Origin of the sequence: Mucilaginibacter robiniae, assembly GCF_012849215.1 — a bacterium.
Lineage (GTDB): Bacteria > Bacteroidota > Bacteroidia > Sphingobacteriales > Sphingobacteriaceae > Mucilaginibacter > Mucilaginibacter robiniae.
In genome coordinates, this window is the sequence record NZ_CP051682.1 from 3,849,853 (window position 1) to 3,874,825 (window position 24,973).

Annotated in this window: 20 protein-coding genes; 11 read left to right on the forward strand and 9 right to left on the reverse strand. The window is 41.3% G+C overall.

All coding sequences use genetic code 11. The features are described 5' to 3' along the window. Nucleotides 1–36: 36 nt before the first annotated feature. The 4 genes from HH214_RS16865 (at nt 37) to HH214_RS16880 (ending at nt 5,692) form a co-directional block, all read left to right on the forward strand. Complete coding sequence (locus HH214_RS16865; protein ID WP_169609577.1) at nt 37–978, forward strand: NAD(P)-dependent alcohol dehydrogenase; 942 nt, start codon at nt 37–39, stop codon at nt 976–978. A gap of 379 nt (nt 979–1,357) precedes the next feature. Next, complete coding sequence (locus tag HH214_RS22345) at nt 1,358–1,453, forward strand: RNA-binding protein (RefSeq protein ID WP_169611194.1); 96 nt, start codon at nt 1,358–1,360, stop codon at nt 1,451–1,453. Between the two features lie 829 nt (nt 1,454–2,282). After that, complete coding sequence (locus tag HH214_RS16875; protein ID WP_169609579.1) at nt 2,283–2,645, forward strand: response regulator transcription factor; 363 nt, start codon at nt 2,283–2,285, stop codon at nt 2,643–2,645. Nucleotides 2,646–2,905: 260 nt separating this feature from the next. Beyond that, nucleotides 2,906–5,692 carry a M14 family metallopeptidase gene (locus HH214_RS16880; protein WP_169609581.1) on the forward strand — a complete coding sequence of 929 codons (2,787 nt, stop codon included), beginning with the start codon at nt 2,906–2,908 and terminating at the stop codon, nt 5,690–5,692. Between the two features lie 73 nt (nt 5,693–5,765). On the opposite strand, the gene HH214_RS16885 is transcribed toward HH214_RS16880, so the two are convergent. Continuing rightward, nucleotides 5,766–6,824, reverse strand: coding sequence for an NAD-dependent epimerase (locus HH214_RS16885; RefSeq protein ID WP_169609583.1), 1,059 nt, complete (start codon nt 6,822–6,824; stop codon nt 5,766–5,768). Nucleotides 6,825–6,994: 170 nt separating this feature from the next. Here HH214_RS16885 and HH214_RS16890 point away from each other — a divergent pair, with 170 nt between their 5' ends. Next, nucleotides 6,995–8,494, forward strand: coding sequence for a M28 family metallopeptidase (locus HH214_RS16890; protein WP_169609585.1), 1,500 nt, complete (start codon nt 6,995–6,997; stop codon nt 8,492–8,494). Nucleotides 8,495–8,769: 275 nt separating this feature from the next. Further along, on the forward strand, nt 8,770–9,876 hold the full coding sequence (locus HH214_RS16895; RefSeq protein ID WP_211166240.1) for a spore photoproduct lyase family protein: 1,107 nt from the start codon (nt 8,770–8,772) through the stop codon (nt 9,874–9,876). A gap of 22 nt (nt 9,877–9,898) precedes the next feature. On the opposite strand, the gene HH214_RS16900 is transcribed toward HH214_RS16895, so the two are convergent. The 4 genes from HH214_RS16900 to HH214_RS16915 all read right to left on the reverse strand — a co-directional run bounded on the left by HH214_RS16900 (nt 9,899) and on the right by HH214_RS16915 (nt 13,417). Then, nucleotides 9,899–10,666, reverse strand: coding sequence for an SDR family NAD(P)-dependent oxidoreductase (locus HH214_RS16900; RefSeq protein ID WP_169609587.1), 768 nt, complete (start codon nt 10,664–10,666; stop codon nt 9,899–9,901). Nucleotides 10,667–10,768: 102 nt separating this feature from the next. After that, on the reverse strand, nt 10,769–11,818 hold the full coding sequence (locus tag HH214_RS16905) for an MlaD family protein (RefSeq protein WP_169609589.1): 1,050 nt from the start codon (nt 11,816–11,818) through the stop codon (nt 10,769–10,771). A gap of 3 nt (nt 11,819–11,821) precedes the next feature. Continuing rightward, a complete protein-coding gene (locus HH214_RS16910; protein ID WP_169609591.1) occupies nt 11,822–12,595 on the reverse strand; it encodes an ABC transporter ATP-binding protein in 774 nt (257 codons plus the stop codon). 12 nt (nt 12,596–12,607) lie between these two features. Beyond that, nucleotides 12,608–13,417 carry an MlaE family ABC transporter permease gene (locus HH214_RS16915; RefSeq protein ID WP_169609593.1) on the reverse strand — a complete coding sequence of 270 codons (810 nt, stop codon included), beginning with the start codon at nt 13,415–13,417 and terminating at the stop codon, nt 12,608–12,610. Between the two features lie 328 nt (nt 13,418–13,745). On the opposite strand from HH214_RS16915, the gene HH214_RS16920 reads away from it, so the two are divergent. Next, nucleotides 13,746–14,921, forward strand: coding sequence for an aldose epimerase family protein (locus tag HH214_RS16920; RefSeq protein ID WP_169609595.1), 1,176 nt, complete (start codon nt 13,746–13,748; stop codon nt 14,919–14,921). A gap of 86 nt (nt 14,922–15,007) precedes the next feature. Here the strand turns inward: HH214_RS16920 and HH214_RS16925 are convergent, their stop codons facing one another. Continuing rightward, a complete protein-coding gene (locus HH214_RS16925) occupies nt 15,008–17,197 on the reverse strand; it encodes a catalase (protein ID WP_169609597.1) in 2,190 nt (729 codons plus the stop codon). 175 nt (nt 17,198–17,372) lie between these two features. Between HH214_RS16925 and HH214_RS16930 the strand changes: the two genes are divergently transcribed. Further along, entirely contained in the window at nt 17,373–17,651 is a 279-nt protein-coding gene (locus HH214_RS16930; protein ID WP_169609599.1) for a hypothetical protein, read from the forward strand. Between the two features lie 5 nt (nt 17,652–17,656). Here the strand turns inward: HH214_RS16930 and HH214_RS16935 are convergent, their stop codons facing one another. Further along, the gene (locus tag HH214_RS16935; RefSeq protein WP_169609601.1) at nt 17,657–18,835 is read right to left on the reverse strand and encodes an MFS transporter; all 1,179 of its coding nucleotides are present in this window, start codon (nt 18,833–18,835) and stop codon (nt 17,657–17,659) included. 176 nt (nt 18,836–19,011) lie between these two features. On the opposite strand from HH214_RS16935, the gene HH214_RS16940 reads away from it, so the two are divergent. The 3 genes from HH214_RS16940 to HH214_RS16950 all read left to right on the forward strand — a co-directional run bounded on the left by HH214_RS16940 (nt 19,012) and on the right by HH214_RS16950 (nt 22,557). After that, nucleotides 19,012–19,866 (forward strand): pirin family protein, encoded by an 855-nt coding sequence (locus tag HH214_RS16940; protein ID WP_169609604.1) that lies wholly within the window; start codon nt 19,012–19,014, stop codon nt 19,864–19,866. 179 nt (nt 19,867–20,045) lie between these two features. Further along, entirely contained in the window at nt 20,046–21,503 is a 1,458-nt protein-coding gene (locus tag HH214_RS16945; RefSeq protein WP_169609606.1) for an aldehyde dehydrogenase family protein, read from the forward strand. A gap of 64 nt (nt 21,504–21,567) precedes the next feature. Beyond that, nucleotides 21,568–22,557: an SDR family oxidoreductase gene (locus tag HH214_RS16950; RefSeq protein ID WP_169609608.1), complete on the forward strand. Its 990-nt coding sequence runs from the start codon at nt 21,568–21,570 to the stop codon at nt 22,555–22,557. Between the two features lie 124 nt (nt 22,558–22,681). On the opposite strand, the gene HH214_RS16955 is transcribed toward HH214_RS16950, so the two are convergent. Both HH214_RS16955 and clpX read right to left on the reverse strand, forming a co-directional pair. Next, nucleotides 22,682–23,545: an AMP nucleosidase gene (locus tag HH214_RS16955; protein ID WP_169609610.1), complete on the reverse strand. Its 864-nt coding sequence runs from the start codon at nt 23,543–23,545 to the stop codon at nt 22,682–22,684. Nucleotides 23,546–23,698: 153 nt separating this feature from the next. Next, nucleotides 23,699–24,937 (reverse strand): ATP-dependent Clp protease ATP-binding subunit ClpX, encoded by a 1,239-nt coding sequence (clpX, locus tag HH214_RS16960; protein ID WP_169609611.1) that lies wholly within the window; start codon nt 24,935–24,937, stop codon nt 23,699–23,701. Nucleotides 24,938–24,973 lie beyond the last annotated feature (36 nt).

A 24,973-nucleotide genomic window follows, 5' to 3' on the forward strand; every position in this document is an offset into this window, starting at 1 on the left:
GTATAGCTTGTTAGTTTCACAACAGTACGAAAAATTATGAAAGCAGCAATAATTGAAGGATATGGCGAAGCCGACAAATTTACTTTAAAAGAAGTACCAACGCCAGAGTTGGAGGATTGTCAAATATTAATCAACAACAAAGCCTCGTCAGTTAACCCAGTGGATGTACTGGTGCGTAAAGGTAAGTTGAAATTGATGACTGGTCTTTTTGGCGAGCATATTATCGGCAGCGATTTTAGCGGCGTGGTGATAGCTTCAAAAAGTAAAAAGTTTAAAGTAGGTGATGAGGTGTATGGTTTCAAAAACGCTTTGAAAGGTCATGCCTATGCCGAACAAGTAGCAGTTGATGAAGACAATGCAGCTCTAAAACCTGTCGGTTTAAGCTTTACAGAAGCAGCCTCATTGCCTTTAGCGGCTAGTACTGCTTGGCAAGCCATGGTAGAAGATGGTAAGCTGAAACAAGGCGCTCGTGTATTAATTAACGGATGTACTGGTGGAGTAGGTACGGCAGCTGTGCAAATTGCCAAAAGTTTTGAATGCCATATAACGGGTGTTTGTAATGGTAAAAACGCCGACTTTGCCAAATCATTGGGCTGCGATGTAGTAATTGACTACAAAAAGGAAAAGATCCCAGAAAATGAGCAATATGACTTATTTTTTGATGCTAATGGTGGTTTAACCATATCTGACGTGAAAAGCAATATTGCACCTGAGGGCATGTTTGTTTCTACTCGGGGCGGTATGGATGGCGTGAAAGGCGCTATTACTGGTGCTGTGGATGTGTTACTGCAAAGCAAAATGAAAATTGTACAAGTAGTACCTAAAACCATCGACCTGCAAAAGCTACAATTATTGGTAGATCAGGGTAAATTAAAACCTTACGTGACTGCTACCTTTAGCCTAGCCGAACTGCAACAAGCACATGAAATGCAGGAGCAAGGTGGCTTTACCGGTAAAATAGCAGTTGCCATTAGCTAATAAGGGTTTTGCTACCATGTAGCATAAATGAAAACGATTTAACAAAAAATTAAATAAAGTTCTATAAAGTTAAAATTTCGGCATAGCATTTGTATATATTTTATCACTAATGTGTGAGTGAGTAAGTGCAGAGTGACAAACAGCCATGTAAATAAATACATGGCTGTTTTTTTTTGCTACTTGTAGCTAGTTTAAGTAACTCTTAAGTTTATTGGTAAATAATTTATTTATAGTGTATTAAGCTTTTGTAATTATCAAATTGTGGTTTTTGATTATTCTAGTTTTATTTAAACTTGTGATTGCGTAAATCACCTACACGCACAATCACCATAAAGATTTTTCATTGCCAAGCTGCCATTCTCCTATATAGGAAGAAGACATTGCTGCACTATTTGCTCCTTATGGTCATGTAGCTGCTGTAAACTTAATTATGGATTGTGAAACCAGTTTAAGCAAGTGCTACGCTTTTGTATAAACGCCCGATGATGATGAGGCTGCTAATGCCATCAGCAGCCTAGATCAAAAAAGCATTCAAAACAAGACAATTCCTGTCAGCCAAGCACAAGAACATTCTAAAACCAATAATTCAGTCAGCTTCACATGTAACAATGGCCAGAAAAATTAATAGTAGTTCTCGCTAAAACTATAGTGATAACCGTAACAACGTTAATGATAATAAAAACCCTGGCCATCATAACGGTGGTTTTAGCATAGGTAACAATAGAGGATATTCTGATTGTTGATGGATGCTCGTGAGTAATCTATTGTAATACAAAACTACATTATAGGCCCGCTCAGGGCTTTTTTGTTTAATCAAAGTGTATAACGTAGTATGCTTTTGTAGCTCTTATCTGCCTTTTAATCGGCACAACTTAATGTATTGTCTTTTCTTGAGCGTACAAATAAAAGACAAAAGCATCTTTAAAGTGTCTAAAATATAGTTCGCTATCGTCTCTTATTTTGTGAATGTAATTAACGCTGTAATACATGTGCTGAATAGTTGAAATTTTGTGGATAAGTTTAAAGCTCTGTTAATAAGCTTGTGCTATGTTAAAAAAATCATGTATAAGGCAGTAAAATCAAATATTTTAATAGTACTTTTTGTTTAAAATGACTTTTGACTGTACAAAATAGCAATCTTTAAGTCGAATGGTGTAGAAAGTAAATTAAACATTTAATTTAATGCTTACGTGTCTTACACGTTAAAAACGCCTTTTGGCTTATAAATTGCAAATTGGGTATCAATAATAGGTAGGAGCTTAATAAAACCTTCACAATTACTTGATATTAACGATACATAGACTATGAGCAGGATATTAGCGGTGGATGACGATAATGATATTTTAGAAGTACTACAGTTTATTCTGGAAGATTCAGGCTACGAAGTTTATACCTTATCTGACGGGCAACGGTTATTTGATAAAATTAAAGAAAATAATCCCGATTTGATTTTACTAGACATTATGCTCGGCAGTGTAGATGGTCGTGATTTATGCAAGAACGTAAAATTGCAAAATGATACACATGATATTCCGGTAATCATGATATCAGCTAGTCATAATGTATGCGATGTACTGAAACAGGATTGTGCTCCTGATGATTTCATTGCTAAACCGTTTGATATTAATATATTGCTGAATAAAATAAAGAGACAATTGGCTGCTTAAATCCAGCAAGTCAAGTTAATTAATAATAAGGATTATGTGAACTTGTGTTATACATCAAGCTTGCATAATCCTTTTGCTTTTATTGCATTTCTTCTTTTTAGCTCCTTAACTTATCACGAGAACTGATATTTTATTTATTTTGAAAAACTAAACCTTATTCATTTAAAATAAGGTTTAGTATAGTCTCACAAAAAAGTTACAACCTAGGCATCAGGTAATTATTAAATTGGGCTTTTAATAATCAACTAAACTTTCCCCTGATGAAACGAAAATTTACCAGTTCGCTGGCGGTAGCTGCGTTTTTGCTGTTGGCTACAGCTCAGGCACAAACAGTTCCATCGCCTAAAGAGCATTTTGGCTTTGACATTGGCGACGATTATCAATTAGCCAATTACTCCCAAACCGAAGCTTATTTTAAAAAGCTGTCAGCCTCTAACCGTACTAAACTGGTAGATATTGGTCTTACTGAAGAAGGTAGGCACCAGTTTATGCTAATCGTTTCATCACCCGAGAATATCAAAAACCTGGATAAATATAAAGCCATATCACGCAAGTTGGCTTTAGCCGAAGGTTTAACCGAACAGCAAGCACATGACTTAGCTGCACAGGGTAAAGCAGTAGTTTGGATAGATGGGGGCCTGCATGCCAGCGAAACTGTTGGTGCGCATCAGTTGATACAAACTGCGTATGATCTGGTAAGCCGTAATGACCCGGAAACCATGAATATTCTGAATAATTCTATCATTTTAATGGTGCATGCCAACCCTGACGGTCAAGAGTTAGTATCAAACTGGTATATGCGAGAAAGTGATCCTAAAAAGCGGAATATGAATGTACCTCGCTTGTGGGAAAAATATATTGGCCATGATAATAACCGCGACTTCTACATGATGAACATGAAGGAAACGCAGAATATTACCCGCCAGCAGTTTTTGGAGTGGTATCCGCAAATTGTATATAATCACCATCAGGCTGGTCCGGCAGGTTCGGTAGTAGCTGGTCCGCCATATCGAGATCCTTTTAATTATGTATACGACCCTTTGTTGATCACTAGTTTGGATGGAGTAGGTGCTGCCATGATTAGCCGATTGAACGCCGAAGGCAAACCTGGTTATACTGAGCGTAACGGCACCGAGTTTTCCACCTGGTGGAATGGTGGACTGCGTACTACAACTTACTTTCACAATATGGTTGGTCTGCTTACAGAAATTATTGGCAGCCCGACACCTTCAGAAATACCTTTGGTGCCCAACCGTTTGCTGCCTAGCAGTAATACGCCATTTCCGGTTACGCCGCAGCCTTGGCATTTTAAACAATCAATCGACTATTCGGTGTCTTTAAATTATGCTGTACTGAATTATGCGGTGCGCCAGCGTGATCTGCTGTTGTACAACATGTACCGCATGGCTGAAAATTCTATTGAGCGTGGCAGTCATGATAACTGGACTCTATCGCCTAAAATGGTCGATTCTATCAATAACGCTTACAAGGCCGATGCAGGTAATGCTGAAGCTGGAATGAATGGTGGGGGCAATGGTGCAGTTACTGTTGGAGGACGTGGCGGTAACATACCCGTTAAATATTATACACAGGTTTTAAAAGATCCAACTCTACGCGATGCGCGAGGGTACATTATTTCGGCCGATCAGCATGATTTTCCAACCGCAGTAAAATTTATTAATACGCTGGTACGTGCTGGTGTACGCGTTGAAATAGCCACTTCACCATTCAAAATAAATAGCAAAAGCTATCCGGCTGGTTCATATATCGTAAAAACTGATCAGGCTTTTCGCCCTCATGTAATGGATATGTTTGAACCGCAAGATCACCCGAATGATTTTCTATATCCTGGTGGCCCGCCCATACGGCCGTATGATAATGCCGGCTGGACGTTAGCTTACCAGATGGGTGTACGTTTTGATCGTGTGCTGGATGGCTTTGATGGTCCTTTTAAAAAGCTGCCTTATGGAGAATTACAGAATCCGCCTGCGTTGCTGGTCCCTGTTATTTCGAAAGGTGGATATGTGCTTGGACCAGATGTAAACAATGCTTTTATTTTGGTGAACGATTTACTGAAAGCTGGTGCTCCTATTTATCGTGTGCCTAATGGTGTTAAAGGAGTAGAAGATGGTGGCCCTGGTGCGTTTTATATCCCATATTCAGCAGCAGCTAAATCAACATTGGCTATGGATGCTCATCTGGGTGTTAAAGTAGGTTCAACTACTAAAGCACCCAAAGGTGGTATTAAGTTATCAGCCTCACGTATAGCTTTATGGGACACCTATGGCGGTTCCATTAACTCCGGCTGGATACGCTGGATGATGGAGCAATACCATTTTCCATTTCATGTTATTTATCCGCAAGAAATTGATGCCGGCAACTTGAAATCTAAATACGATGTGATTTTATTTGTAAATGGCGCTATTCCGGCGATGAGCAATGCCGGTAACCGTTTTGGTAATGGTGGCCCTAGCCGCAATATAGCTAGCGCTGATTTGCCACAAGAGTTCCGCAGCTGGACTGGCCGTATTACTGCCGAAAAATCCATACCACAGCTAAAAGCATTTTTAGAGGCAGGCGGCAATATTGTAACTATGGGCAGTAGTGCTAACTTGGCTTATCAATTAAATCTGCCGGTGCAGAATGCATTAGTAGAAGCTGGTAATAATGGTACATCGCGACCACTATCTGGCGATAAGTTTTATATTCCAGGTAGTGTATTGCAAGTATCAGTTGCCAATAATGAACCAGCAGCCTGGGGCATGGCGCCACAAACTGATGTGCTGTTTGACAATAGCCCAGTATTTAAATTGGATGCTGATGCTGCCAGCAAAGGTGTAAAACCATTGGCTACTTACACTCTAGACAGGCCGCTACGCAGTGGCTGGGCCTGGGGGCAAAAATACCTGAAAAACAACGTAGCTGCCTTTGAGGCATCGGTAGGTTCAGGAAAACTGTACGTTTTTGGTCCGGAAATTACTTTCCGTGCACAATCGCATGGAACGTTCCGGTTCTTGTTTAATGAATTGTATGCTAAAAGCAAATAAAGAGTTGTACTAATTTAACCTTTCACAAAGGGGAGTCATGCAGATTTGCTGGCTCCCTTTTTTATGAGCTACTTTAAATTGCATAAAATTTCTTATACCACTCTACAAACCGGTTGATGCCAGTTTGAATATCGGTTTTAGGCTGATAGTGAAACTGCTGTTCCAGGTCGGTCATGTCGGCATCGGTAGAAAGTACATCACCCGCCTGCATAGGCAGCATGTTGATGATTGCTTTTTTACCAATGGAATTTTCAAGAGCTTCAATAAACTTCATCAACTTTACTGGTGAAGAGTTACCGATATTATACAAACGGTAAGGTGCGCTGGAAGTAGCCGGATCAGGGTGCTGACTATCCCACTGTGGGTTAGCTGTAGCAGGTGTACCTAACAGTACGCGTATAATACCTTCTACAATATCATCTACATAAGTAAAATCTCGTTGCATGTCGCCGTTATTGTACACATCAATAGGGCGGCCATTGATGATCGCATCAGCAAACTTAAAGTAAGCCATATCAGGGCGTCCCCAAGGGCCGTAAACTGTAAAAAAGCGCAAACCTGTAGTCGGTATTTGGTAAAGATGACTGTAGCTATGCGCCATCATTTCATTACTTTTTTTGCTGGCTGCATATAAGCTAACCGGATGATCAGCTCCATGATGTACCGAAAATGGCGTATTGCTGTTTAAACCATATACGCTCGAACTACTGGCATACACCAAATGTCTAATACTGGGCGTATTGCGGCAACCTTCCAGAATATTTAAAAAGCCAGATAAGTTACTCAGTGCATAATCATACGGATTGGTAATAGAGTAACGTACCCCGGCTTGTGCAGCCAGGTGGCAAACCGCATCAAACTTATGATTGCTAAATAGCTGTTCCATCTGTGTACGGTCTGATATATCCAGTTTGATAAAACAGTAATTGGGATAAAGCGTACTATAGAGCGGTTGATTTTCCTGTAAGGTATCCATAGTGATACCCGATACTTGCAATCGGCCATGCTTCAGGGCTATGTCATAGTAGGTGTTTATGTTATCAACACCTACAACTTCATGCTGTAGCTGGGCTAGTCTTTGGGCTACATAAAAGCCAATAAAACCGGCGGTGCCGGTAACTAAAATTTTCATATCCGTAAACTGCTTACCGCGAGCAGCAAGCCGCAAAGGTAAATTAATTTAGTAACTACAAACGTATATTCATGGTGCTTATTGCAGTTGTGTAACATTGGTGTGCGGTTCGTTGCAGCGCATGGCACAAAACCTTATCTTGGAGAATAGTTTTAATATAGAGCATAAGCATGAAGAAAACATTTACCCTGATGATGTTAATGGCTATGGGGCTGCCTGCGGCCTTTAGTCAATCTAAAACAACGCCTGCAATTGCGCCACCAGCACTAGCAGCTATCAAAGAGACCGACTTGAAAAAAGATATTTTTGAATTAGCTAGTGATGCTTTCAGAGGGCGGCGTGCCGGTACGCTGGATGAAATGCGTGCCGCCGTTTGGACTGCCCAAAAAGCGCAAGAAATTGGTTTAAAGCCAGCTGGGGATGATGGTACTTATTTCCAATTTTTTAATATGCGCCGTGTACAAATTGATAGCCGTAGCACGATGCAGCTAAACGGTAGTTCTCTCGCCTTATGGCGCGACTTCTGGCCAACAACGCCAGTAACTGCCCGCTTTGAAGCACCGATAGTTTGGTTGAACTCAATGGCTGATACTACGCAGAATTTGCAAGGCAAAGTGGCCGTAGTAAAAATTGTTGATCCTAAGCCTATGCCTGTTTCGTGGGTAAGTTTGTATGGCTACCGTTACACGGCTTCAGCTATCCGGCAGCAAAGTATGGCTTTAAGGCGCAAAGGAGTTGTTGCCGTAATTATGGTAGCTAATGATGTAGCTGAAAAAGCTATCGACTTTATAGGTAATAACTTCCAAAAAGGCTCTTACGCCAATGAAGGCCTGCGTACCAACACGCAAGCACGCACAAACTTCAATACCAATGCGCAAGCTATGGTGCCGGTTATATTGGTTCGGGCATCGGTAGGTAGCAGCTTGCAACAAGGCGGAACCATTAGGGGTGATTTTAGAGAGAATACTTTCTTGTACCCATCAGTAAATGTAGTGGCAAAAGTTAGCGGTACCGATGCACAGTTGCGTAAAGAGTATGTACTGTTTAGCGGTCACCACGATCATGATGGGGTAGGCTATGGCATGGAAGGCCGCGACTCGATATGGAACGGTGCTGATGATAATGCATCAGTTACGGTAGGTATGCTGGCTATTGCACGTGCTTGGGTGGCTAAGCCCGGTAAACGTTCGGCTTTGTTTGTATGGCATGGCGCTGAAGAGCGGGGTTTGTTAGGCTCACGCTGGTATGCTGTGCATCCAACTGTGCCTAAAGAAGATATCGTAGCTGTGCTGAATGGTGACATGATTGGTCGGAACAATATTGATACAGCTGCTTTATTAGGTTCTACAGCACACCGCAACTCACAACAGTTGGTAGATATGGCCATGAAAGCTAATACTAACTTAACCCATTTTAAAGTAGATTTTTCATGGGATGCTGCTGACCACCCGGAAGGCTGGTACCGCCGGAGCGATCATTTACCTTATGCAGATGAAGGTATTCCATCTATTTTCTTCACTACTTTACTGCACCCCGATTATCATACCCCGCGTGATGAGCCGCAATATATTAATATTGCCAAGCTGGCTAAAATGTCGCGATGGATGTATGCCACCGGTTGGTTGGTATCACAAGCACCACAGAAACTGGCACTGGATGCTAAAAAATAATTATCATGTTTGAACAAAAAAGCAAAGCTCCGATCGTAAAGTCGGATCTTTGCTTTTTTTTATAGTTGTTTTATAGGCACATATCGATAGCTTAAAATATTAGAATTGCTGTTAATTATTATTACCGATACTAGTTTTGCCATTAGTAAAATGTTGATTTTTGAATGTTCATGGTCAGAGTAAACACAAATGGTTAACCAGTTGATAAACACCTGCCATACTGTCTAAATTTTCTTTTTAGTTAAGAATTGGAATGCTGTTTGCCATATATTAGTATGGAGTTATTGACGGTACTTGATCAGATTGACAAAGAAGCAAAAGTAATACAAACGCAGCCTTATAAAGGCTTTAAGGCCTGGATGCCCAAGCGTGTGGTGTTTACACCACACGCTTTAGACGAACCTTATGGGCAACAAATTTATGAACGTGCCAAGGCGCTAAATTTGAATGTAGAACTACTTAAAAATAATCGGATTACTGGTTTGCGTGGTGCTACCGAGCGTGAAACTTATAAGATAGCCAAAAATACACTGGCTATTGTAAATGCGCCAAAAAGTGCCTTTAACCTGCGGCCCATACCGCCATCAGCCGACTGGCAGTTTCATCTAGCCGAGGGTTGCCCGGCGCACTGTCAATATTGTTATCTTGCGGGCAGTTTGCAAGGACCACCTGCTATTCGGGTGTTTTCCAATCTGCCTACCATATTGGAGAATACCGTAAAGTATGAGCGTTTGAACCAGGTTACCAGCTTTGAGGCTAGTTGTTATACCGATCCATTGAGCCTGGAACATATTACCGGAGGTTTGGCTAAAACTATTGAGTTTTTTGGTAAACGTCCGTTAAGCCATTTACGCTTTGTTTCTAAGTTTGATGCTGTAGAGCCTTTGTTGAATCTGGAGCATAGCGGGCATACTCGTTTCCGATGCAGCTTAAATGCCGATGCTGTAGCCCGTAGATTGGAAGGTGGGACACCAACAGTTACTGCCCGTATACAGGCGCTACGTAAAATGGCTTTACCTAAGCAGAAGGGTGGAGGAGGTTACCCAATAGGTGTGGTGTTAGCGCCTATTATGCCGATTCCAGATTGGGAAAACGCTTATACCAATCTGTTCGATCAACTAGAGCAAAACCTGAACTTTGATTGTGATTTAACTTTTGAGCTGATTAGTCATCGCTTTACACTAGGCTCTAAAGATATATTAATGGAGTGGTACCCGAACACCAGCTTGGACATGGAAGAGTCCACCCGTTCGACTAAGCGTAACAAATTTGGTGGCATCAAATACGTATATACTCGTGAGCAAATGAACTTATTAAAGAGCTTTTTTGAGCACGAGATACAAACCCGTTTTCCGCAAGCTAGAATTTTATATTGGACGTAAGTTATAAATTTTAGGCAGGCCTTTAACTGCGCAGGTATGATGCACCGTTAATATCAACAATACCAGCCGAAGTAAACTCGAAGCCTGGTGATGCGTACATGGCAGCCAAACGGGCTATCTCTTCAGGATGGGCTACGCGATTAAACGGGCTTTGTTGCTTTATGCTTTGCCCAGCTGGACTATTTAATACTTTGGCAGCCATATTGGTTTCTACAAAGCCCGGTGCAATAATATGAACGCTAATATGGTGTGGTGCTAAGGCTACTGCTAAAGATTGGCTCATAGCATTCAACTTAGCCTTACTGGCGGCATAAGCTGGATGGTCTGGCTCGCCCCGAAAAGCACCGCGCGAGGATATGTTAATGACTTTGCCACCACCTTGCTGAATCATCTGCCGAGAAGCAAAGTAGCAGAGGTTGGCTACGCCGGTTAAGTTAGTATTTAGAGTTTCGATCCAGCTTTGCTGCCATTCGGCATAACTTACCTCAGCAACTTTATGTTCCAGGTAGATGCCGGCATTGTTCACCAGCACATCTACATGGCTATATTGTTGCATAACCAACGTGAAAAAGGTTTCAATTGCCGCTGCATCGCTTTGGTCTAATTGAAATAAGCTATGCTTCTGACTGGGGTTTAAGGTGGCTAAAGTTTGTTCCGCTTCTTCTCGGTTGCTTTTATAAGTAATAATTACGTTGGCATTCAGCGAAGCAAACAATTGGGCACAGGCTTTACCTATCCCTCGTGATCCGCCGGTTATGAGTACATTCTTGCCGGTAAAATCAATCAGCATACAAATTATAAAAATAAAGATTAAACGATTAAATAATTGTAAAACGGGCTTAAAAGTAAATTGCCATTTCAAACTGTGGTTCGAAATGGCAACTCTTAATTGTTAGTATTTAATTTTTATCTTTTCCGGTGTTCGGGTAGTATCTAAACGAAGACTTTGAATTTTTTCCTGGTTTTGAGCTTTCTTTTTGAAATAGTGCTTCAGTAAAAAGTTATGTTGTACAGCTTCTAAATCATCATTCAATTTAACAGAACTTTGGTTCAGGTAATCAAGCGTGCTTTTGAGCTGATTTGCCGTTGGCTGATCGTTCAGTAAAACGCCAATGGCATTGTCGTTGCTGTTCAGCTTACCAGTAGCTTGCGTTAAGTTCGTGCCAACCTGGTTTAAGTTATCCGTTAACGTATTAGCCTTAGCTGCGGCCTGCTGGAACTGGTTAACCGAGTTTTGCAGCTTAGCAAACACTGCCGTATCTGTTAGTACTTTATCGGCCAAACCACCTTTGGTATTCATTTTATAGCCAAATTTAGCCAGTTCATTAGCCATGCGGTTAGTGCTAGCCGTAGTATTTTCCATGTTCTGTACTACTGATCTGAACTTCATAGCCAGGCTTGAATCGGCCATCAAAGCACCTACCGTACCTTTACCTTCCAAAATTTTATGACTTAACGTTTTAAAATCACCAGTAATGGATAGTAGGTTTTCATTATTTTTCTGCAAGGTTTTCATGATGTCATCGGTTGATAACATACCCAGCGTGCGCAGATGGTCACCATCTTTAATAACCGGAGCTTCAGGGCTACCACCATCAATGTTAATGGTTTTATTACCTATAAAGCCTTCTGAACCTATAGAGGCAACTGCATTGCTGTGAATAAACTGCTGAACGTTTTGATCTACATTAAATTCTACATCTACCTGGTTAATGCCGGTAAAGGAAATCTTTTTAATAGTACCTACCTTCACACCTGAAAACCAAACATTGTTACCTTTAATTAAGCCAGAAACGTTGGTAAAGCGGGCATAAAGGTGCAATCCCTTTACAAAGGTTTTTTGCTGATTGCCTAAAGTGAAAATCCCTATAATAAACACAATCAGGCCGATGGTAATAAAGGATCCCACCCAAATTGCGCGTTTATTTTCTGCTGCGTCCATTTCTTAATGTATGAAGTTATAGTTGTAAAATTGTTTAACCCGTTCATCATCGGTATTAAAAACCTCGTCGAAAGTACCTTGGCGCTGAAATTGGCCGTCGAGCAGCATAGCCACACGGTTGCCAGTAGATTTGGCGCAGGTAAGGTCATGTGTAATAATGATAGACGATGTATTAAAGTTTTCCTGAACACGGTTAATCAGGTTATTAATCTCGATAGATGTAATAGGATCCAAACCTGCTGTAGGTTCATCATACAGCATAATCTCGGGACGTAATATTAAAGTACGGGCAATACCAATACGCTTGCGCTGTCCGCCCGATAGCTCGGCCGGCATTTGGTTAATCGTTTGCTTTAGGCCTACAGCATCCAGCACCCGCTCTACTAATTCGTTAATTTCTTTACGGCGTAGGTTTTTACGGTTGCGTACCAGCGGAAACTCCAGGTTTTTACGTACTGTCATACTATCATACAAAGCACTGTTCTGAAAAGAAAAGCCGATGCTTTTTCGCAGTTCCTGTAATTCGAGGCTGCTGATGTTGGTTATATCCTTACCTAAAACCTTTACGCTGCCACTGTCAGCTTGCAATAAGCCTGAAATGACTTTGATAAGTACTGATTTCCCTGTACCCGAACGTCCCAATACTACCAGGTTTTCACCTTTGTACAAATCCAAATCGATGCCACGCAGCACGTGATAGTCGCCGAACGATTTTTGCAAACCCCGGATGCTGACTACGGCATTGTTATAATCTATTACGTGTTTTTCGTTGTCCATAAGTAAAATTGCTTAACGGAACCAGCCGGTAATCTGAACAATGATGATTTCTTCTATAAATACCAGGAACATAGCTGTTACTACTGCCGAGTTAGCTGCTTTACCCACACCGGCTGTACCACTTGAGGAGTTCCATCCTTTATAGCTGCCTACCATACCTACGGTAAACCCAAACACGATAGATTTGATTAAAGAGGATTCAAAATCAATAAAGCCCAAGGGTTGAAAAACCTGTTGCATATAAGTACTGTAGCTGGTACCTTCGTTAGCTATCACATTCAAGTAACCACCCAGTAAAGCCACAAAGCCAGCGTAAATAGCTAAAATAGGAATGCTGATGGTACAGGCTAACACGCGTACACATACCAAGAATTTAAAAGGCTTGGTGCCCGAAACTTCCATAGCATCAATTTGCTCAGTAACGCGCATAGAACCCAACTCGGCACCAATACTTGAACCTACTCGTCCAGCACTGATAAGCGCCGTAACTAAGGGGGCCAAGGCCCGCATAATAGCAATAGATACCAATGAAGGTATCCAAGAAGTTGCACCGAACTGTAGTAAGGAAGGACGTGATTGCTTAGTGAAAATAACCCCCACAATAAAGCCGGTTAAAGTGATGAGAGCTAATGAGCGTACACCCACCTCCCAGCATTGCTTAATCAGTTCCTGAAACTCGTAGGGTGGTACAAAGGCTTCCTTAAAAAAGCGAACCATGAATTTATAAACATCATACACACTTAAAAAGGTGTTGGTAATACGCCTTTTTATAGATGAAGAAGGTTTATTCAAGGTGGTCGATGTGCTGTCTTGCGTATCCATTAATGAGGTGGTAAAATTACAGCATATTATTATACTAACTGCTACAATACCTAAAAGTTATTGATCTTGTTTGTAAATGATTTGTAAAAACTGTCATTCATGTATATAGCATGTATTTACAGGCTGTAAATACATGCTAATTTATATTTACCAATAGGTACATGCCTTGCAGCATCGCACCAATACCGCACAATAATGTTGTTTTATTGCAGGCATCCGAATTTTTATGCACTTTAGGCACCTGCAAGGTTTTACCACAGGTAAGTGATTGTAATAGTAGGCGTTTACCTTTTGTAAAACATTTAGTCGCTAAAACTATATAACCATTATGATAAACCTGAAAAACAAAACTTTTTATGCTGCCATGCTAGCCTCTGGTATACTGGCAGTATCGGCATGTAACCATTCATCAAACCAACAAAAAACATCTATGACTGACAGTACTACCCAAGGGCAACTACCTGCCGCCTCGGGCTTCGACAAAATAATAGACGGTAAAGCGGTTAAGCTTTATACACTTAAAAATACTAAAGGCATACAGGCAGCAGTCACTAATTACGGCGGCCGACTAGTGAGCTTATTGATACCTGATGGTAAAGGTAAAACGGTTGATGTAGTAGCCGGCCCAGGTTCGGCAGATGATTATGAAGAAGCTAAAGGCAATTACTATGGGGCTTTGATTGGCCGTTATGGTAACCGTATTGGTAATGCAGAGTTTAAACTGGAAGGTAAAACTTACAAGTTGAACAATAATGATGGCCCAAATACACTGCATGGCGGTAAGGCTGGTTTCGATGTAAAAGTGTGGGATGCCAAACAGGTAGATGACCATACGCTGGAACTAACTTATCTTTCGAAAGATGGTGAAGAAAGTTTTCCGGGTAACCTGAATGTGAAAGTTACTTATGTACTGAATGATGATGACGCTATTGAAGTGCATTATGAAGCTACTACCGATAAACCTACCATAATAAACTTAACTAACCACACCTACTGGAATCTAAACGGTAACGGCAGCGGCAGTATTTTGAAACATAGTCTGGAACTGAATGCTGACGGCTTTACACCAGTAAGTAATACTTTGATTCCTACCGGCGAGATTAGACCTACTGCTAATTCGCCATTTGATTTCCGTAAGCCTGCCGAAATTGGTTCACGCGTTGGTGAAGGTGATACGCAATTGAAATTTGGTAAAGGTTATGATCATAACTTTGTGTTGAATAAACATACGCTGCAAACTCCGATTGCCAAGGTACAAGGTGATGTAACCGGTATTATGATGGAAGTATTTACCGAAGAGCCAGGCATTCAATTTTATACCGGCAACTTTATGAAAGGTGATTATAAATTTAAAGGTGGTGTTAAAGATGCTTACCGCACAGCATTTGCGCTGGAAACACAGCACTTTCCGGATTCACCGAACAAACCTAATTTCCCAACCACCGAGTTGAAACCCGGACAAACGTACAAAACCACTACTATTTATAAGTTTTCTGCTAAATAATTTGCAATAAGCTACATACATGAAAAGAGAAAGCCCAATTACTTAATAGTAATTGGGCTTTCTCTTTTGAAAATTATTATCGGTGCTTAAGCCGGAATTTTATCTTTTTTCTCGCGCTCCCAGAAACGGTGCTGAGCTATAGCATGAATAAATTCTTTAGCTAGTTTGTCGGTTCCTTTATCTTCACCGAACAATACACCTGCTGTAGCTGGTGCACCAGTTTCAGGTTTGCCATTTTTAAGTTTAGCATTCACGTAAGTGGCTTTTACTAACTCGGTACCTTCAGCATCGGCTGCAATGGCTTTGCAATGACGGTATGCTTCATTAATAAAGTGAATAGCATCCGGTTCATCCTTCAGCATAGCTACACTTTTTTCACCACCCGGAATGTACACGGCATCCACCAATACAGAAGAGAAAGCCAGGAAAGATTTATCAACCATAATCTGGTTGCCTTTAGAATCTTTAATAAAGCCTGCATGTGGAGCAATTACCCGCACTACTGCTTTTTCATCTTCTAGTGCTTTCTTCATAGTACTAATCGAGTCAGCATCTACACCATCGGCTGCTAAAAATGCTATTTGGCGGGTTTCAATACTGTCTTTTGGACTATTCGCCATGCTTAATGCATCCGATTTATCTACCATTGGCTTGCGGGTATCTGGTTGGTAATCGTCAGGGTTGGCATCTGCACCGTAGCTGTGGTTTAGTGGATACTTAGGTTCGGGTACTTCCATACCTAAACCTTCGGCTACACCTTTAGCTAGGGTTTTATCTACTTTATTCAGTAGCACTAATACACGTTCACGAATATCCATCATATCTACTTTACCCAATTCAAAACGTAAAGCATCCATGATGTGTGTTTTTTCGGCTTCACTCTGGCTATTGTAGAATAGGGTAGCCTGGCTGAAAAAATCCATAAAGCTTTTCGCACGTTTACGAATTTTTGGTCCTTCTACACGTTCAGGATAGCTTACATAACCGCCGTTTGAGGCCATAGCTTGTTCAGGATAACCACCACCCATAGTATTCGGGTGGTAAGCTGCTTTACCTTTATTAATTTGCTGGCGCATGTGTCCGTCGCGCTGGTTATTATGCACGGTATTGATAGGACGGTTAATTGGTATTTCCTGGAAGTTAGGACTGCCTAAACGTTTTAACTGTGTATCGGTGTATGAAAATAAGCGACCTTGCAGCAGCGGATCGTTACTAAAATCAATACCAGGTACTACGTGGCCCAAGTGGTAAGCTACTTGTTCAGTTTCAGCGAAGTAGTTATCCGGATTTCGATTCAGTACCAAACGGCCAATAGGCTGAACAGGCACTAATTCTTCCGGTATGATTTTGGTGGCATCCAGTAAATCAAAGTTGTACTTCAATTCGTCTTCTTCCGGAATAAGCTGTACCCCAAATTCCCATTCAGGGAAAGCGCCGGCTTCAATAGCCTCATGCAAATCGCGACGGTGAAAATCAGGATCTTTACCAGATATTTTTTGTGCTTCATCCCAAGCTACAGAGTGTACACCCAATTTGGGTTTAAAGTGAAATTTAACAAAGGTGCTTTTGCCTTCTTCGTTAATAAAACGGAAGGTATGCACACCAAAGCCCTGCATCATGCGGTAGCTGCGCGGAATGGCACGATCGCTCATTACCCACATAATCATGTGCATAGATTCTGGCGATAAAGAAACCCAATCCCAAAAAGTATCATGTGCTGAAGCCGCTTGCGGGATTTCATTATGTGGCTCTGGTTTCACTGCGTGTATCAAATCCGGAAACTTGATCGCATCCTGTATGAAAAACACAGGTATGTTGTTACCCACCATGTCAAAGTTACCTTCTTCGGTGTAAAACTTAATGGCAAAGCCACGCACATCACGAGCTAAATCGGTTGAACCACGTGAACCGGCAACCGTAGAGAAACGCAAAAATACCGGGGTTTTACGTGAAGGATCAGTTAAAAATTTTGCTTTGGTGTATTTGCTAAAAGAACTATCGTAAGCCTCAAAATAACCATGTGCTGCAGCACCGCGGGCATGTACCACGCGTTCCGGAATACGCTCATGGTCAAAATGAGTCATTTTTTCCCGATAGTGAAAATCTTCTAAAAGAGATGGGCCTCTTTCACCGGCTTTTAAGGTGTTGTTGTCATCATTAATATACAGGCCGGTGTTGGTGGTCATGAACTCGCCTGTTCCGCTTTCGGTGTGAGACGCCAGATTGTCAATCTTTTTGTTGTTGTTTTCAGAATTGTCTGATTTTGTGCTTTTCATAAGTAAGGGGCAGGATCGTTAGTTAATTTGAAGTTAAAACCATCAACTTACAGCATTGTTCTGTTTGTATACAATCAATAATCTTTATAATTAAAAATGGCCTGTCTTCCTGTAACTTAATGCAATTACAAAAAGCTATAAAACCTTTTGATTGAAAAGCGACTTTATAACTGGTATGAATGCATATCAGGAAAAATGGATAGAGGTTTTGAGTAACGCTCACATAAAAGATTGGAAAATTGAACCTCAAGACAACGATATTGCCATTACGCTACCACAAGGTACGCAGGCCAAAACTGTACTAGAAAATCTACCCGATGTAGTAGCTACTTTATCTTTAGATATAACTGTACCCAAAGAACGTTTGAAGTTTGTTTTGAAAAGCGGTCAGGAAGTGCACGATTACGTTTTAAATCCTACTGATGAGGATTTGAGTACCGCTAAAAGGGTTTAAAGCAGTTAAAACTTGATTTTGGTTGAAATAGCTGCTACCGAGCAACCCATTACCATCACCAATATCAAAGCAATACGCAAATTAAAAGCGCCTGATAAAAAGCCGATAACAGGAGGACCTACCAGAAACCCTACAAACCCAATGGTTGAAACTGCTGCCAATGCCATGCCGGGCGACATGGTAGTAGAGCGCCCGGCTAAACTATAAACCATAGGTACTACAGAAGATACACCGGCACCAACCAGTAAAAAGCCAACCATAGCAGGTAACAGGTAGGGAAACAGAATAGCAATAAAAATGCCGGATGCTGTTAAAATACCACTTACCTGTAAAGTACGTTTAACGCCAAACCGGTGGGCAAAGCCATCAGCCACAAAACGGCCTAAAGCCATAGTGCCCATAGCGCAAGTATAACCAGCCGCCATCCAGGCATTTTGTGCATGTACCACTTTCTTAAAATAGATGACGCTCCAGTCGAACATAGCCCCTTCGCAAATCAATGAGCAAAAGGCAATGATACCCAATTTGATCAAAGATCGGTCGGGTAGTACAAACATAGGGCTATCATCAGCAGGTGTGTGGTCATCCAGCAAGTAGCGCACACTTATTAGTAAACCTATAATTACCAGTATGGCAATTACGGTAAAATGTTGTACTGGTAAAATGTTGCTGGCTATCATGAACGTGCCAATACCAGCTCCTGCAAAGCCTGCCAAACTCCACAAACCGTGAAAAGATGCTAGGATAGGGCGGTTGTACATTTTCTCAGTAGCAACAGCCTGCGTATTTACGGCAATATTGGCCGAATTACTGGCAAAGCCATAAGCCACCATACAGGCAATCAGCAGCGGAATATTAGGTGCTGCACCTAAGCCAATTAGTGCTACACTATACAAAATTAAGGCTGCAATAGCTAGCTTGCGGCTGCCTACCTTACTAATCATCCAGCCGGCAAAGGGCAGCGATAGCATTAAGCCTACAGGTATAGAAAATAGAATAGCACCCAAAGCTGTGTCAGATAAGTTTAACGATTGTTGAATAGTAGCAATGCGTGATGCCCAACTGGCGAAAATCAATCCGGGTAGAAAAAAAATAGCGCCTACAGCTGCACGTAATACCTCCTTTGAATATCGGTACGGCGTGGTTGATATTGTAGATGCCAGTGAATTGGTGTTGTTTGCCATGCCGTAAAAGTACTTGAAATAGCCAAAGCTGCTAAAACATTAGTTTAATACTTGCCGGTACATGACATTGCCACGGTTTTCTGGTCTATATGGCAGGGTACTACTAAAATAGGATGTTTAAACACAAATTGGTCCGGCATGTGTAATAGGTAAAAACATAAATATACTTTGATTTTATGAGAACCATTAAAAATATATATCCGGCAGTTTATTCACCTGTTGCCGATTTGGTTACCTATCGGGCATTACCTACGCAATATGTAGAGTATGTTGATCCTTTCTTATTTTTAAATCATCATGGTCCGCAAGTGTACCAGTCCAATAATCAAGGTTTACCTTTTGGGCCGCATCCGCATCGTGGTATGGAAACGGTTACATTTATTCTAGAAGGTGATATTGCTCACAAGGATAGCAGCGGACACGAAAGCGTGATTAAAGGTGGTGGCGTACAATGGATGCGAGCAGGTAGTGGTTTAATTCATGCCGAAATCTCATCAGATGAGTTCAAGCAGCAAGGTGGCGATCTGGAGATTTTACAACTGTGGGTAAATTTGCCTGCACGGTTAAAAATGGCTGAACCTTATTACATTGGTAAGCAAAAAGAAGAAATACCCAGCTTAGTACTGAATGAAGGAAAAGTTACTGCTAATGTAATATCTGGCGACTGGGGAAATACTCACGGGGCTTTTGAATCATCAACGGGTATATTTTTGAGCACTGTGTATTTTAAACCAGGAGCTGAGCTAGATATTACCATACCAGAAGCACACAACGTCTTCTTTTACGTAATTGCCAGTGAACTGAACGTGAATGGTACAGCGGTGAAAGCTTTACATCTGGCAGAGTTTAACCATGATGGCGATACTCTGCATATTACTTCAGCTACAGATGGTATTTTGCTGTTAGGACATGCTATGCCGTTTAATGAGCCTGTAGTAGCACAAGGTCCATTTGTGATGAACACGCAAGAGGAAATTATGCAGGCGTATGATGATTATCGTAAAGGCAAATTTGGCACTTGGAATCATTAAGTTCAGCTAATAGAGATTGGGGAAAGGTCTTTAACAGGAACGTTAAAGACCTTTTCTTTTTATCATGCCTTTGTCAGATACGAGCTAATATCAATTTTAAGGAAACTGCCTTGATGTCTGGATGTTGCAATGTTTGAGTATTAGTTAATTAATGTAATGCTTACTAAAATATAACTATAATGGAACAGTACAGTAATTTGAATCAGCAGTTTATAAATGGTGTTTGGCGAGATGGCAGTGAAAGCGATACTATTGATAATTTGAATCCTTACGATAATACCATAATTAATACTTTTAAAGCGGCCAGTAAGCAAGATGTAGATGAAGCTTACGACACGGCTAAAGAGGCTTCAAAAACCTGGAGCAAAACTAACCCGCTGGTAAGACGAGATTTGATGTTACGTGCAGCCGACATCATTATGAAGCGCAAAGATGAACTTGCTGAGTGGCTGATTAAAGAAGCAGGTGGCACGGCCTTGAAAGCCCAGGTTGAGATTAAGCAAAGTTATGATATGTTGATTGAAGCATCAGGTTATCCAACCCGTATGCACGGTCTTACCATCCCATCATTTACAGATGGTAAAGAAACCTTTGTGTTTCGTAAAGCATTAGGTGTAGTCAGCATGATTAGCCCATGGAACTTTCCATTGTACCTTTCTATGCGTACCATAGCACCTGCTATAGCCGTAGGTAATGCTATCGTGATTAAGCCGGCATCACAATCGCCGGTAACAGGAGGGACTATCATAGCTAAGCTTTTTGAAGAAGCAGGTATTCCAAAAGGAGTCATCAATTGTGTTGTAGGTAAATCGGCCAACATAGGGGATTATTTCACCGGGCATCCAGGCTCACGCCTAATTTCTTTTACCGGTTCAACACTAGTGGGTAAAGGTATTGGCCGTATTGGTGGCGAAGCGTTGAAAAAGCTGGCATTAGAGTTAGGCGGCAATAATGCATTTATCATATTGGATGATGCCGATGTGGATAGAGCGGTAGATTCAGCCATTTTCGGTCGGTTTATGCACCAAGGGCAAATTTGTATGTCAACCAATCGTATTCTGGTGCATGATAGTATTTACGAAGAGTTCAAGGAGAAATATGTAGCCAAAGCCAAAACGTTAACCTATGGCGATCCGGCTGATCCAAAAACCATTGTAGGTCCGTTGATTGATAATAAAGCAGTACAGCATGTGTTAGGCTTAATTGAAAAAACAGTTGCCGCTGGCGCTAAGTTAGAGTTAGGTGGTAAAGCAGAAGGTAATGTGGTACAACCCACTATATTATCGGAAGTAACTAAAGATATGGCTATTTTCCAGGAAGAGGTCTTCGGTCCGGCTGTAGGATTAGTTCGGTTTAAAACGGATGAAGAAGCTATTGAACTGGCTAATGGTACTGATTATGGATTGAGTGGCGCCCTGCATACTCGCGATTTGCAACGTGGTTTTACTATAGCCAAGCAAATTGAAACTGGCATGATTCACATTAACGATCAATCAGTAAATGATGAAATGAACACACCATTCGGTGGGGAGAAAGACTCAGGCGTAGGGCGTTTCGGTAATGACTTTATTGTGGATGAGTTGACTACTGTGCAATGGATCAGTGTACAGGTGGAACCAAGAAAATATCCATTTTAACATAAAATTAAACTTTTAATTAAATGCAGGGTTCTATAATTCTGAAAACCTGCATTTGATTGATATGACTGCTACCAAAAACTTTTACGCATCACCTCTCAATAAAAAAACAATAGTAATTACTGGTGCTACCAGTGGCATTGGCCGTGCTACCGCTTTGGAGTTTGCCCGTTATGGCGCTAAAGTAGTGTTAGCTGCCCGCCAAAAAGATGTACTGGATGAAATGGTTAACCTATGCGACCGGTTAGGAGGCAAAGCTATAGCCGTAGTAACTGATGTTACCGATGCCGAAGCTGTTCAAAAGCTGGCTAAAGATGCCTGCATATTTGGTGGTAGTATTGATGTCTGGGTAAACATAGCAGGCATTGGTGCCTTAGGTGAGTTCACAACTATTCCGATCGAAGTACACGATCAAATTATCCGTACTAATCTCTTAGGCTATATACATGGCGCTTATGCTGCCATCACACAGTTTAAAAAGCAAAAACGTGGGGTGCTTATTAACCTTAACTCGGTAGGTGGTTGGGTAGCTTTACCGTTTTCTGTATCTTATGCCGCCAGTAAATTCGGAGTACGTGGTTACTCAGAGGCATTACGAGGTGAGCTAAGCGGTTGCCCTGGTATTCATATTTGTGATGTATTTCCATCGTTTGTAGATACCCCAGGCCCTAGCCATGCGGCTAATTATACGGGTAAACTGTTAAAGCCCATGAAGCCTTTGGTACCAACCTCAAAAGTGGCTTGTACAGTAGTATCGCTGGCGCAAAATCCTAAAGATTCTGTTACCTTAGGTAGCTCTGCTTATTTGGCTCGTTTTAGCCAGTGGGTTTCGCCTAAACTAACCCGCTGGAGCCTGGCTAAATTCATGACCTTGTACTTTAAGCAGGCAGAGCCTGCACCGGTAACCAATGGAAGCATATTCGAGCCTACCCGAACGCACAACCAAATTTCGGGCGGTTATTCATCCAAAGTAAGCACTAAAAAAGCTTCAAAAGTGGCAGCTGTTGCCGGGGTTGCACTCGGTGCATTTCTAGTACTACGAAAGCTAATATAATTAGGAAGTTAACATTAAATTCATCATCATGAGCAATAAGGGAGCTGTTTCTGAGCTGACAAAGCAAAACTTCTTGCCTGCGCAGAATAGAGCTTCCTTCTCGCTATTATGATAATGCGCAATTTTAGAATCGCAGGTGCTTTACGGTTAATCCATTGTTGATTAACTGCTTCAATGACTCGATACCTACTTTCAGGTGAGTTTCTACATACTGCTCGGTTACTTTCGAATCACTTTCGGCAGTTTTTACACCTTCAGGAATCATGGGTTGGTCAGACACCAGCAGCAATGCACCTGTAGGTATTTTGTTGGCAAAACCTGTGGTAAAAATGGTCGCGGTTTCCATATCTACCGCCATGGCACGTAGGCTTTTCAAATATTTCTTAAACTCTTTGTCGTGCTCCCATACGCGTCTGTTAGTAGTGTAGCAGGTGCCCGTCCAATAATCGCGCGATAAATCACGTATAGTAGTGGAAATAGCTTTTTGAAGAGCAAAAGAGGGTAGGGCTGGTACTTCGGGTGGCAAGTAATCATTAGAGGTACCTTCACCGCGAATGGCTGCAATAGGCAATATCAAGTCACCCACATAGTTTTTCTTTTTTAAGCCGCCGCATTTACCCAAAAATATAACAGCCTTGGGGTGGATGGCAGTTAATAAGTCCATCACTGTAGCAGCTACCGGGCTGCCCATACCAAAGTTAATCATGGTAATGCCACCAGCTGTTACGCTTTGCATGGGTTTATCCAACCCCATAATAGGCACATTATCGTTCCATTGCGAAAACAATTGCAGGTATTTTGAAAAATTGGTAAGGATAATGTACTCTCCAAAGTCACTTAATGTCCGGCCTGTATAACGCGGCAACCAGTTAGTTACAATGGCTTCTTTAGTTTTCAGCCCGCTCTTAACCGGCGATTGTACTTCTTTTACTTTTTTGGCCTGCTCCACAATAGCAGGGTCTTTTTTGATCTCAATTTCTTCGTTCATATTTTATCTCCTATACCTCTCGGGAAAGAGGCTCTTTTTTGTGTACGTGGTGAGTAGTATTAGGTTGTACGAAACCTTTTTATACAACAAACCCCGGCGTTTCACCAGGGCTGTGTGTTATAACAAATATAAGCAATTTACTGCTTAGGTGTGTTAAGCCACCTTTAACTTTTTTAAATCCGATTGCTCAAACTTTTCGCGGGCATAATCTAAAGTAATGTTCAGGCGTTTTACATCTTTTTTAGATGGAAGTTCGAACATCGCATCAATCATGATAGCCTCACAAATTGAACGCAGACCACGAGCGCCTAACTTAAATTCCATTGCTTTATCCACAATAAAATCTAATACATCTTGGTCAAATTCCAGTTTTACTCCTTCATAGTCAAACAGCTTTTTGTACTGTTTAAGCAGAGAGTTTTTAGGCTCAACTAAAATATTTTGCAAGGCTTCCCTATCCAGTGGATTCAGGTACGTTAATATCGGCAATCGGCCAATCAACTCCGGTATTAACCCGAATGATTTCAAATCTTGTGGCGTAATGTATTTGTACAAGTTTTTTAAATCAACCTCATTTTCATCACGCTTTAGTTTGTACCCTACAGTTTGTGTGCGTAAGCGGTTGGCAATTTTTTTATCAATACCATCAAATGCACCACCACATATAAACAGAATATTGCTGGTGTTTACCGTAATCATTTTCTGATCAGGGTGCTTGCGGCCACCTTGCGGCGGTACGTTCACCATGGTACCTTCCAGGATTTTCAACAAGGCCTGTTGTACACCTTCACCTGATACATCGCGAGTGATGGAAGCATTATCGCTTTTGCGGGCAATTTTATCCACCTCATCAATGTACACAATGCCTTTTTCGGCAGCAGCTACATCGTAATCAGCAGCTTGCAGCAGACGGGTTAAAATGCTTTCTACGTCTTCCCCTACATAACCAGCTTCAGTAAGTACAGTAGCATCAGATATGCAAAAAGGAACGTTCAGTATTTTAGCAATAGTTTTAGCCAACAGCGTTTTACCGGTACCAGTTTCACCCACCATAATGATGTTTGATTTTTCAATCTCAACCTCATCTTTCTCAACACGCTGGTTTAAGCGTTTGTAGTGGTTGTAAACAGCTACAGCTAGTACTTTCTTGGCATCATCCTGTCCAATCACATACTGGTCAAGATGCGCTTTAATATCAAATGGTTTAAGAATGGTAGGCGCAGAAGAGGAAGTTTTTACCTTACGAACTTTAAGTTCTTCAGCTAATATCTCATTGGCCTGATTAACACACTTATCGCAAATGTGAGCATCCAATCCAGCTATCAGCATCAGGGAATCCTGTTTTCCGGCTCCACAAAACGAACATCTGATTTCCTTGCTGTTTTTGTTCATGGGGGTATGATTTAATCAAAAATAATTAATTATTGA